The organism is Mycobacterium sp. (genome assembly GCF_046330795.1).
In the GTDB taxonomy this organism is placed as follows: domain Bacteria; phylum Actinomycetota; class Actinomycetes; order Mycobacteriales; family Mycobacteriaceae; genus Mycobacterium.
The window spans coordinates 102,088-113,761 of the sequence record NZ_JAXLSA010000009.1; the positions used below are offsets into that span (position 1 = coordinate 102,088).

Below are 11,674 nucleotides of genomic sequence, written 5' to 3' on the forward strand. Positions count from 1 at the left end.
TGTAGTTTTTCGCTCACCGTGCTCGTGCCCACCGGCAGAAAGCAGTCCCATGGCCACATCCTCGAACCCCTCGCCTGCCGACGAGGGTTACTACGACTTCCACGACGAGGACGATGCGGCGCACCTGCACGCCCTCGGCTACACGTCGGAGTTCAAGCGGGACATGAGCCCGTGGGCGAACTTCTCGCTCGGATTCACCTACTTGTCGCCGGTCGTCGGCGTGTACACCCTGTTCGCCTTCGCGTTGGCCACCGGCGGGCCGCCGATGATCTGGAGCTTCCTCATCGTCGGCCTGGGCCAGCTGCTGGTCGCGCTGGTGTTCAGCGAAGTGGTCGCCCAGTTCCCCGTCGCCGGCGGCGTCTACCCGTGGGCGCGCCGGCTGTGGGGTCGTCGATACGCCTGGATGACGGGGTGGATCTACCTCGTCGCACTCCTGGTGACCATCGCGTCGGTGGTCTACGGGGCCGGGCCCTACATCGCGGCCGCGTTCGGCATCGAGGCCACCGTCAACAACACCATCCTGTTCGCACTGGGCCTGCTGGTGCTCGCCACGATCATCAATTTCATGGGCACGAAAGTCCTTGCCCGGGCGGCAATCATCGGCTTCACCGCCGAGATCATCGGTGCGCTGGTGGTCGGCATCTGGCTACTGGTCGCACACCGCGAACACAACCTCGGCATCATCTTCGACAGCTTCGGCGCCGGCGGTGACGGCAACTACCTGTGGGCGTTCGCGGCCGCCGCGCTCATCGGCATCTACCAGTACTACGGCTTCGAGGCGTGCGGCGACGTCGCCGAGGAAGTGCCCAACCCCGGCCGGCTGATCCCGAAGGCCATGCGGCGCACCATCTATGTCGGTGGTGCCGCGGCGACGTTCGTCTGCCTGGCCCTGGTGCTGGCCGTCTCCGACATCCCCGCCGTGATCGCCGGCGAGGACACCGACCCGGTGAGCACCCTGCTCACCGAGGCGTTCGGCACCGTCGGTGCCCGGATCGTGCTGTTCGTCGTGCTGATCTCGTTCCTGTCGTGTGCCATGAGTCTGCAGGCGGCCGCCAGCCGGCTGGCCTACTCCTACGGGCGCGACGACATGATCATGGGCAGCTCGGCGCTCAAGAAGTTCTCCGAGACCCGGCACGTGCCGCCGTATGCGCTGTTGCTGGCCGCCGCGGTGCCGGCGGTGATCGTGATCGGTTCGAAGTTCTCGACCGACGCGATCACCAAGATCATCAGCTTCGCGGCGTTCGGCATCTATCTCGCATTCCAGATGGTCGTTTTCGCTGCGCTGCGGGCCCGCCTCAAGGGCTGGGTGCCCAGCGGCAAGTACCGGTTGGGCCGATGGGCACTGCCGGTCAACGTTGCCGCCCTCGGTTACGGCGTCGTCGCGATGATCAACATGGCCTGGCCCCGCACCCCCGGCGCGCCGTGGTTCGACAATTGGATCGTCGCCCTCTCGGCGGCCGTCGTGGTGGGAATCGGGTTGGTGTACATGACGATTCACCCGCTGCACGACCGCAGCACGGCGCCCTACGACGACGCCATCCCGCGCTAGGGCGCTACTCGGCGAGCGTGCGTGTTGGTACGCGAAACGCGGGGCGGATGCGTACCGCTACGCACGCTCACGGATGGAACGGGTCCGGTCACGTCACTTGGGCGGGCGAAAGGCGAACCGACCCGGCGTGTTGATCGTGACGTCCGGACGCGCCAGGGCACCTGAGATCTGTTCGATCACTGTCTGTTTCAGCGCGGGCAGATCAGCAGGCAACCCAGGGGCGTCGCCGGGTTCCGCCAGGAGCACCACGCTGCCGGGCAGTCCCGGCACGTTCACCGAGCCCGTCATGAGCAGCAGAGTCCCCGGCAGCATGGCGATCTCCTGTTCTTCGCGGTACCGCGCGAACGGCGCCACCAGCCGACCCGTGATGCTCACGATCGCAGCCAGCCATTCGGCGGTGAAGTTCTCGCTCGCCACGCGAGGATCCATCGACGTGGGCAGGATCCCGCTGAGCGTGAAGGATGCATTTGGCCTCGGGCCAGCCATGCCTCGGTACGTGATCGCTGGCATCGCAGGAAGTTTGGAGAGTGTCGTCACGATGTCTTCGGCCACTGACTAATCCCTTTCCGCAGCTTCGATCGCAGCCAGCGTCGCCGCCGCAGCGCGCGCGACGAACTCGGCCCCACGGGCTTCGCCATGAATATCCCATTGCCAGCTGCCGACATAGATCAGTTCGCCCGACGGTTGACCTGGAAAGCCAACTTGGACTCGGTCATCGTGGATCGGTTCCGGTATCGACTGCACGAGCCGGCGAATCAGTTCGATGAGAACTTCTGGCGAGTTACCCACGTAGTCCGGACGACCGCGCTCGATTGACTCCAGCATGTAGGCCTCCGGGGGCCCGTCACCGGGGATGCTGCGATCAACCGAGACTTCGACGATTCGCTCCGGCAACTTGACTTCAACACCCTCGTCCAAAGCGCTCACAGGATGGCCCAACGCGATCAATCCAGCACCCAAGGTCTCCAGTCGATCAGTAGGCCAGTCGAATAGGGAGTGCTTCGGAAGATAGTTGGCCATCTGCAAGCTACGCACGTAGGGATGACCAAGTCCCCAGCCGACCCTCATATGCCGACGAAGCCAGTCTGCGATTTCGCCCGACGACGAAAGAACATGGGATGTCACGGAGGAACCTGCCTAACAGTAATTTTGAGTATACCGTCGTCGCCCATCACTCGCGATAGGACTTCGAAACTCGAATTGCGCGGGAACAAGACCTCACTTTCGTGGGCGAACCTTGATAATGGCGCCACGTGAACACCATCATGTCCTATGACCGTCATGAGCGTTGGCGTGGTTCCTGGTTCTGCACCGCGCGCGAAGTCATCAGCAATTGATTGGTCCAGCGTCGTGCTGTAATAACCCGGATCGTGGAATACATCGCCGACGTTCAACCGGCTGAGCAGCTCGTCCGTACCACGCATTCCCCGCCAGGTGGTGGACATCAAGTCGCTCGGATCGAGCCGATAAGGCGGCAGAGCTGCCAAACCTTCGTCGGCCTGGCTTATCCTCGCTTCCCAGAACAGACGCTGTTCGTCGGTCATTTCCACAATGGAATGAGCCTGAAGAATTGCCTCCTGGTTCGCATTCAATGGATCGATGTTTCGAAGGTAAGGGTTGATGGCTTCAAATGAATCTGTGGTGTAATTGTAGATCCCAAGGACGCCGTCCTTTGTGATCAGCGGATATTCCTCGGCCACCCGAGTTGCCCACTCAACCATTCGTCGCGGATCGATCGCGCCATTTGGTAGGCGAAACTCATTGTCGATCTCCGCCAGGTCCGGCAGATGTTCACCGGGAATGCCGTAGTTCGCAGGCGGGTCGTACAGGCCAGTGTGGGGCGGGTTGTTCGGCTGCTGGCCGCCGGGCCCACCACCGTGAGTGTCACCGTTGTGTGGCGGTCCACCGTTGTGGTCTCCGCCGACACCGCCGTCGTGCAGGCTGCCGTCGCCGTGCGGCGCTACACCGGGATGATCAACTCCGGGTGCTTCCGTCGGGAGCGCCGACAACTGCCCACCCGAAGGGGCGCTCGGAACATGGCCGGCCCCGTCCGGTGCCGCAGAAGCCGGCGAAGTCACCTCTGAACCCGCAGGGGCAGAGGGCACTTCGGCTTCTGGTGCCGGAGCGGTGTGTGTCACAGGCGGGGGCAACCCAGCGTCTGGCGGCGCCGAGACCGGCTTCCCGCCCGTCGGCGCCGACGAAGGAACCGGTTCCCGACCGGCCGGCGGAATTCCGGGCTCGGGTAGCTTCGGCAGCGGGCCGGGGCTACCGGACGGTGGTTTGCCGCCGCCCAGGCCGGTGCGCTCGAGGTCGTCGAGCTTGCTGGTAATGCCCTCGACGTCGCGGGTCAGGCCCCGTAAACCCGTTGTTGCCGAAGCAATTTCACCGAGCTCGCCAGCAGCTCGCTCGGCCGCCCCCACCTCCGCACGCGCGGCTGCTCCTTCGGCCACGCGGGCACCGGAAGCCGCCCTGACCCCCGCTCCGCCCGGAACGATGGCCGTGCCGATATCGAAGAGCGATTCGCCAATTCCGATGAAGGGCCGATTGCGGGTGAACGTATCGTCGAAATGGGTGACGTTCTTGACCATGTCGAGTGTGCCCTGGGGGTCCATCGCAATTGCCGCGGGAGCCGTCATCGGGTTGAACGTCAGCGCCATCTTGCCCAGGCCCTCGACCATGGCCCACGTGCCCTTCGGATCGCCGACGGGATCGAATCCGGTCACCAAACCGCCGACGGTGTTGACCGCGCCGAGCGTCACACCCACACCGGCGTCCGTGACCGCGTCGTAGACATTGGCCGTGACACGTCCGGCGTCCTCCCCGAGGTACTGCACCATCTCGACGCGCATGAAGATCTCCATGGCGCGCGAATAGTTCTTGATCCCGCTGACCAGGCCGGCGAGCAGTTCCTTGCGGGCTGCGGACTGCTGCTTGTGTCTGTCGATAAGGGCCTTGATGTCGTTGGCGACCTCGTGGATCTTCTCCTCGGCGTCACCGGTCACCAGGTTGATGACGGTGCCCAGGATTCCGTTGTCGACAATCGATCCCACTACCGACTCGAGCCTGCGGAGCAGATCACGGACCGCATTCTGGGTGCGTTCGACTTCGGTTGCGAACCCGCTCAATTCGCCGGCGATCGTCTGCGCCTCACCGGCCAGTGACGACAGGGCGGTGCCCACATCACGCACGGCCGTCTTCATCGGTTCCTTGCACGGCATCTGTTGTGCGTCGATCACCCCGTAGGGCCCGGCGTTCTGACCTGTCACACCGTAGAGCGGGCCGACGAGTGCATTCCATGCGGCAGCAGCGGCGTGCAGCTGGTTCGGCTCCCCATTTGGCCAAAAGTCGCCGACGAGGAACTCGACCAGGTACCACAAGACGGGCGGGGTTCGGCCGGGCCCGTTCACATCGGGATCACCGCCCGGCTTGGTGAATTCCGTTGGTGCGACCGGCTCCGGAAGCGGTGACGCCCCACCCCGGATATCGGCGGCGGCCTCCGCCCGGGAGTAGATGGTAGCCGAGCCCTGGATCAGGTAACCGATGTGGCGTAATGCGTTGACTCCCTTGGCCACACTCTCGACCAGGGCGCGGGCCGAATCCTGGTAGGCGAAGCCGAAAGCGGTGCCGGCCGCGTCCTGACCGGTGTTGGCGTCATAGGCGTTGGTCAGGGCGCTCAGCGCGGCGATCAGCCCACTGCTGAGGTCCGCGACCGCAGATCCTGCGCCCGAGAGCGCCGCAGGATCCACCCGTAACGGATCACCCATGGCTGCTAGCCCCAGATCTTCTGGTTCGCCTCGATCGCACCGCGGTAGGAGTTGTGGGCGCGGCCACCGGCGATTCGTAACTGCGCCAATGCGTTCCGCATCATGTCGGCGCCCGCCTTCCACTGCTTGTGGACGTCTTCGTGAGCATCGCTGGCAACGCCGTGCCAGTTCGCATGCAGGTTGACCACAACGGCGTCGCACTCCTCCACCATGGAGTCGACCGTCGCCTGATAGGACGTCATCCGGTCGACGATGTCGGCCAGCCGGTCCAGGTCGACGGCGAATGGGTCAGCCACCGTGCACACCTCGCAACTTCGCCGCGGAGGCCTGCTCGTTGGCCGCGAACTCCTGCCCTGCCTGGCCGAGCCGTTCGGCGATGGTCGCCAATGCCTGCTGCACCTTCAGCGAGCCGTCGTGCCACTGGCGCCACGCGGCCGCGTAGGAACCGCCGGCCGAACCCTCCCAGGTACCCAGCACCTGCTGAGCTTCGCTGTCGAGATCTCGCAGCCCGGCCTGCAGATGTTGCGCACCGGCGGTCAATGCCTCACAAGCGGCTCGCAGGGATCCGGGGTCCACATTCAGGACGCCACCATCACCTGTTCCACTCACGGAGCAAACGCTAGCGGCTCAGTGAGTCGTCAACAATTCACCCGCCTGAACTGCAAATTATTCGACAGGACAGCGAAAACGGGAACCGATCCGCTATCGGCTCAGCCGGGCAGCACCGGCATGGCGCCGGGGGCGATGAAGGGCCGCACGTCGGTCCAGCTCTGGTCATCCTCGGCGCCGGATCCCGAGAGCTGCATGACCCCGCGCGCGTCGGCCAGGTAGACCGCCGACGGGTTGGCCGCGACGATGCCGACGGGCGCCGACAGATTCCGGCCGGGGCCGTCGGAGTTCACGCCGTCGAGGTTGACGTAGGCCACCGGGTTGGCGGGGTCGTTGCGGGTGACCACCATGTCGTCACCGGTGCGCCACGACACCGACACCACCGACGGGCCCAGCCCGTAGGCCAGTCGGCGCGGGTAGGTCAGAGCGAACTCGCCGCCCGCGGTCTGTTCCACCGACGCCAGCGTCAGCTGCCCGTCGATCACCATGGCCGCACGGGTGCCGTCGCGGGACAGCTGCAGTTCGTCGATGACGCCCGGGAAGCGGGCGGTGACGGCGGTCAGGTCGACCGGGATGCGGGCCGGCTGGCCGGACGCGGCCTCCTGGATGACGCGCACGACGTTGTTGCCGTCGACCACCACCCAGACCGCTTCGTCGAGTGCCCATGTCGGCCGCGACATGCTGCGGCCGTCGGCGCCCTGGACCGCGCCCTCGCCGATGGCGCCGATCCACAGCGACGACGCACTGTCGGGTGCGCCGGGACGCAGGGTGACCACCGAGGCGACGTCGTGGCCGTCGCGGGACAGCGCGGCCGAGGCCTGGTCGGTCATGGAGCCGAACGACCCGGGCACCCGGGTGGACCGCTGGCCGTCGAGGAACATCAGCGATCCGCCGACCAGGGCGTGCAGTCCGGCCGAGGCGCCGTCGACCACACCCGGGTCGGTGGCGGCGACGTCGGTGGCCTGCCAGCCGTCGGCGAACCGGTCGTCGAGCGGCCCGCCGTCGGCGTTGATGATGTAGGGGCCCTTGATGTCGCTGCGCGCCAGCGTCCAGATGATCTGTGCGGCAAGCAGTAACCGGCTGTGCTGGTCGGTGGTCGGCAGGCTCTGCAGTTCGACCCGCGCGCCGCCGTAGCCGCGGCCGACGCCGGTCTTGCCGCCGTCGGCGCGGGTCACCGGTCCGAGCATGCGCAGCGGGGCGGCGAGCATGTTGCGGACGGACTTGGCCATCTCGGGGCGCGGTCCGGCGATCAGTTTCGAGACCAGTTCGGTGGCAAGCTGATCCGGGTCGGACACCGCGACATAGCGCGGATCGGGCACGGTGGTCTTGCCGGTGGGGTCGACGAAGTACAGGGTATGTCGCTTGTAGGTCTGCTGGAACTGCTGCCAGTCCAGGAAGACGCCGTTGGGCAGCTTGTCGATCCGCCAGCCGTCGGAGGTCTTGACCAGTTCGATCTGTCCCGGGTCGGGCAGCGCGCCGTCGGCGGTCTCGAAAACGCCGATGTCCGAGAGGGATCCGAGGATGTCGGCCCGCATGTTCACCGAGACCCGGTCGGAGCTGCGGGTTTCGACGAACACCACCTTGTCGATCAGCAGTGCGCTGCCGGCGTCGTCCCAGTTGGCCGATGCCGAGTCGGTGAGGAACTGCCGGGCGGCCAGGTGCCGGTTCGCGGGATCTGCTGTGGCCTTGAGGAATTCGCGCAGCAGCAGGTCGGGTTCCATGCCGGGGGTGGGTTTGGGCAGCGACTGCGGGGCGGGGCGTTCGACGGTGCCGATTGCCTGCGGCGCCGACGAACTGGGCACGCCGGCGCACCCCGTGAGCAGCAACAGCAGCACCGTCAGCAGGAGGCGCGAAAGCCCGCGCGAGGGTGCAGCCATATGTGTTTTCGCGTCCCGATTCTGCATATGAGTGCACGCTCGCGGGTGTTGGCCGCTCACACCGTCACCTTCGGATCCTTGCGCTCCGGCGCCATTGGTTTGAGCGGCAGCGGGCTGGTGGTCACCTTGTGTCCACGCACCAGCGGCAGGGTGAGCCGGAAGCAGGCGCCCTTGCCGGGCTCGCCCCAGGCCTCGAGCCGGCCCTGGTGCAGCCGGGCGTCCTCGATGCTGATGGCCAGCCCCAGCCCGGTGCCGCCGGAACGCCGGACGCGCGACGGGTCCGAGCGCCAGAATCGGCTGAAGACCAGTTTCTCCTCACCGGGTTTGAGGCCCACCCCGTAGTCGCGGACGGTGACGGCGACGGTGTCCTCGTCGGCGGCCATCCGGATGCGCACGGGTTTGTGTTCGGCATGGTCGATCGCATTGGCGATCAGGTTGCGCAGGATGCGTTCCACCCGACGGCCGTCGATCTCGGCGATGACGTCGTCGGCGGGCATGTCGACCAGCAGCTCCACGCCGGCGTCGTCGGCCAGGTGGCCCACGTTGCCCAGCGCGCTGTTGACGGTGGCGCGCAGATCGACTGCCTCCACGGACAATTCGGCCACACCGGCGTCGTGGCGGGAGATCTCGAGCAGGTCGTTGAGCAGTGACTCGAACCGGTCGAGTTCGTTGACCATCAGTTCGGTGGAGCGCCGCAGCGCGGGGTCCAGGTCCTCGCTGTGGTCGTAGATCAGGTCGGCGGCCATCCGCACGGTGGTCAGCGGGGTGCGCAGTTCGTGGCTGACGTCGGAGGTGAAGCGGCGTTGCAGGTTGCCGAATTCCTCGAGCTGGGTGATCTGGCGGGACAGGCTCTCGGCCATGTCGTTGAACGACACCGCGAGCCGGGCCATGTCGTCCTCGCCGCGCACCGGCATCCGTTCGGTCAGGTGGCCCTCGGCGAATCGTTCGGCGGTACGGGAGGCGGTGCGGACCGGCAGCACCACCTGCCGCGAGACCAGCCAGGCGATTCCGGCCAGCAGGAGCAGCAGGACCAGGCCGCCGGTGGCCATGGTGCCGCGGACCAGCGAGATGGTGCTCTCCTCGTTGGTCAGCGGGAAGATCAGGTAGAGCTCCATGCCGGTGGTGCCCTGCGCCGACGCGGGGCTGCCGATGATCAGCGCGCGCCCGTCGAAGCCGTCGGTACGGACCTGGGAGTACTGGTAGGACACCTGGCCGGCCTTGACGAAATCCCTGAGCGCCGTGGGGATTTGGTCAGCGGGGCCGACGGAGGTGGCGGCCCGCGGGCCGTCGCCGGGGACCAGCAGGACCGCGTCGAACGTGCCGGCCAGGCCGGATCCCGACGAAGGACCCGTCTTGGAGGTCAGGGTGTTGCGGGCCAGTTGCAGGCTGGAGTCCAGGGAGCGGGCCTCTTCACCGCCGACGATCCCGCCGACGGTGGTGCGGGCCCGGTCCATCTCCTCGGTGGCCGCGCGCACCTTGACCTCGAGCACGCGGTCGGTGATCTGACTGGTCAGCACGAATCCGAGGACCAGCAGCACCGCCAGGGACATGCCGAGGGTGAGCACGACGACCCGCAGCTGCAGCGAGCGCCGCCACGCGACGGCCACCGCGCGGCTCAGCGCGCTGAGCCCACTGACCACCGGGCCCGTCCGTCCCCAGGGGCCGCGGGATCGTCGTTTCGAGCGCAGGATCACGAGCGCCGCTCCTCCTCATCGCTGCGCTCCGCATCGTCACGGCGCGGGATCATGGGCTACGGAGGTCCGGCCTTGTATCCCACTCCTCGAACGGTCAGCACCACCTGCGGATTCTCGGGATCTTTCTCGACCTTGGCGCGCAGGCGCTGGACATGGACGTTCACCAGCCGGGTGTCGGCGGGATGACGGTAGCCCCACACCTGTTCGAGCAGCACATCCCGAGTAAACACCTGGCGCGGTTTGCGTGCCAGCGCGACCAGCAGGTCGAATTCCAGCGGGGTGAGTGAGATCTGTTCTCCGCCGCGGGTGACCTTGTGGGCGGGCACGTCGATGTCGATGTCGGCGATCGAGAGCATCTCGGCGGGCTCGTCGTCGTTGCGGCGCAGCCGGGCGCGCACACGGGCCACCAGTTCCTTCGGCTTGAACGGCTTCATGACGTAGTCGTCGGCGCCGGACTCGAGACCCAGGACGACGTCGACGGTGTCGGTCTTGGCGGTGAGCATGACGATCGGGACGCCCGAGTCGGCGCGCAGCACCCGGCAGACGTCGATGCCGTTCATGCCGGGCAGCATCAGATCCAGCAGCACCAGATCGGGGCGCAGCTCCCGGACCGCGGTGAGCGCCTGGGTGCCGTCGCCGACCACGGCCGTGTCGAAGCCCTCGTTGCGGAGCACGATCGTGAGCATCTCGGCCAGTGAAGCGTCGTCATCGACGACAAGGATCCGTTGCCTCATGGCGTCCATGGTGTCACTCGATTGCGACATTTTCGGGCTGCCACACCCGCGCGGAGCCTCTTTTTGCATCTGTTCAGCGCTCACCGCGACGGTTACTCGAACTTTTTCGCAGCCGGGGCTGAACAGATCGGGTCAGGGCGACAGGCTCGCCGCGACGTCGGCGGGAACCGTGTCCGGCCCGAGCGTCAGCCACGGTCCGGCCCAGCCGGCGGCGGCCAGCTGCGCGTACACCGCACCCGTCCGTTGCTGCAGTCCCCCGTCGCGCTCGTAGGCGTCGCGGGTCCGGGCCGCATCGTCGGCGGCGCGCTGCCGAGCCCGCTGCCCGGCAAGTTCGACCGAAACATCAAGCAGCAGTTGATGATCCGGCTTCGGCAGACCGAACCGGCCGAACTCGAGCTCCCCCACCCAGGAAACCACGTCGCCGTCGCCGCCCTGATTCAGCCGCGCGGCGCTGTAGGCGGCGTTGGACGCCACGTAGCGGTCCAGCAGCACCACGTCATGACCCGACCGCAGCCGGTCGAGGTCCTCGCGCGCGCCGGCCCGGTCCAGCGCGAACAGCAGCGCCATCGCGTACACCGATTCGCTCAGGTCGCCGTGCTGGCCGTGCAGCGCCTCGGCGGCCAGATCGGCATGGACCGACTGGCCGTAGCGGGGAAATGCCAAGGTGGCGACGGACTTTCCGGCGGCCTCGAATGCGCTGCGCAGGCCGTCGGTCAGCGTCCGCTTGCCCGCGCCGTCGAGGCCTTCGATCACGATCAGCACGCCCAGCAGCGTAACCGGGCTCAGGCCCGCACGATGATCAGGTAGGCCAGGTAGGCCGCGTAGGCCAGCACCATCAGGACACCCTCGACGCGGGTCACCCGGCGTCCGGTCAGGAAGATGGGCAGGCACACCAGCGCGGCGGCCACCATCACCGGCAGGTCGACGGTGATCAATTCCGGATCCACCGCCACGGGTTCGCGGGCGAACAGCAGCGAGGTCCCCAGGATGAAGGTCACGTTGTAGGTGCTCGACCCGATCAGGTTGCCGATCGCGATGTCGCGGTTGCCGCGGAACGTCGCGACCATCGTGGTCGCCAGCTCGGGCGCACTGGTGCCGATCGCCACGACGGTCAGACCGATCAGGGCATCCGACACGCCGAGGTCGCGGGCCAGCCCGACGGCGCCCTGCACCAACAGGTGCGCGCCGACGAGGATCACCGCCAGTCCAGCGGCCAGCAGAACCACCTGCCACGCCACCGGGCCGGATCGCTGCGCCGGATACTCGGCGTCGTATTCGGCCACCACGGACGGGTTTTCGCGCCGGGTCTGCCGGATCAGCAGCAGGGTGTATATCACGGCGGCGGCCAGCAGGACCGCGCCCTCCACCGCGGTCAGGGTGCCGTCGCGGCCGAACACGTAGAGCAGCAGAGCGGCCAGGGCCATTGCCGGCAGGTCCAGGCGCAGGG

Annotated in this window: 11 protein-coding genes; 1 reads left to right on the forward strand and 10 read right to left on the reverse strand. The window is 67.0% G+C overall.

Features of this window, described 5'->3' with window-relative positions; all coding sequences use genetic code 11:
- Positions 1-49: 49 nt before the first annotated feature.
- Positions 50-1,549, forward strand: coding sequence for an amino acid permease (locus U0R18_RS20775; RefSeq protein WP_526372021.1), 1,500 nt, complete (start codon positions 50-52; stop codon positions 1,547-1,549).
- Positions 1,550-1,642: 93 nt separating this feature from the next.
- Here the strand turns inward: U0R18_RS20775 and U0R18_RS20780 are convergent, their stop codons facing one another.
- The 10 genes from U0R18_RS20780 to U0R18_RS20825 all read right to left on the reverse strand — a co-directional run.
- Positions 1,643-2,101: a hypothetical protein gene (locus U0R18_RS20780; RefSeq protein WP_526372023.1), complete on the reverse strand. Its 459-nt coding sequence runs from the start codon at positions 2,099-2,101 to the stop codon at positions 1,643-1,645.
- A gap of 3 nt (positions 2,102-2,104) precedes the next feature.
- The gene (locus tag U0R18_RS20785; RefSeq protein ID WP_526372025.1) at positions 2,105-2,569 is read right to left on the reverse strand and encodes a hypothetical protein; all 465 of its coding nucleotides are present in this window, start codon (positions 2,567-2,569) and stop codon (positions 2,105-2,107) included.
- Positions 2,570-2,670: 101 nt separating this feature from the next.
- The gene (locus U0R18_RS20790) at positions 2,671-5,313 is read right to left on the reverse strand and encodes an ADP-ribosyltransferase (RefSeq protein ID WP_526372027.1); all 2,643 of its coding nucleotides are present in this window, start codon (positions 5,311-5,313) and stop codon (positions 2,671-2,673) included.
- Positions 5,314-5,318: 5 nt separating this feature from the next.
- Positions 5,319-5,609 carry a WXG100 family type VII secretion target gene (locus tag U0R18_RS20795; RefSeq protein WP_526372029.1) on the reverse strand — a complete coding sequence of 97 codons (291 nt, stop codon included), beginning with the start codon at positions 5,607-5,609 and terminating at the stop codon, positions 5,319-5,321.
- Positions 5,602-5,922, reverse strand: coding sequence for a WXG100 family type VII secretion target (locus U0R18_RS20800; RefSeq protein WP_526372031.1), 321 nt, complete (start codon positions 5,920-5,922; stop codon positions 5,602-5,604). Before U0R18_RS20800 ends, U0R18_RS20795 begins: the two co-directional genes overlap by 8 nt.
- 101 nt (positions 5,923-6,023) lie before the next feature.
- On the reverse strand, positions 6,024-7,799 hold the full coding sequence (gene lpqB / locus U0R18_RS20805) for an MtrAB system accessory lipoprotein LpqB (RefSeq protein WP_526372033.1): 1,776 nt from the start codon (positions 7,797-7,799) through the stop codon (positions 6,024-6,026).
- A gap of 56 nt (positions 7,800-7,855) precedes the next feature.
- Positions 7,856-9,493, reverse strand: coding sequence for an MtrAB system histidine kinase MtrB (mtrB, locus tag U0R18_RS20810; RefSeq protein ID WP_526372035.1), 1,638 nt, complete (start codon positions 9,491-9,493; stop codon positions 7,856-7,858).
- 56 nt (positions 9,494-9,549) lie between these two features.
- Positions 9,550-10,236, reverse strand: a complete 687-nt coding sequence (mtrA, locus tag U0R18_RS20815; RefSeq protein ID WP_526372037.1) for a two-component system response regulator MtrA — start codon at positions 10,234-10,236, stop codon at positions 9,550-9,552.
- 123 nt (positions 10,237-10,359) lie between these two features.
- The gene (locus tag U0R18_RS20820; RefSeq protein ID WP_526372039.1) at positions 10,360-10,989 is read right to left on the reverse strand and encodes a dTMP kinase; all 630 of its coding nucleotides are present in this window, start codon (positions 10,987-10,989) and stop codon (positions 10,360-10,362) included.
- Positions 10,990-11,009: 20 nt separating this feature from the next.
- On the reverse strand, positions 11,010-11,674 hold a 665-nt coding region (locus U0R18_RS20825; protein ID WP_526372041.1), incomplete at its 5' end, for a sodium:calcium antiporter.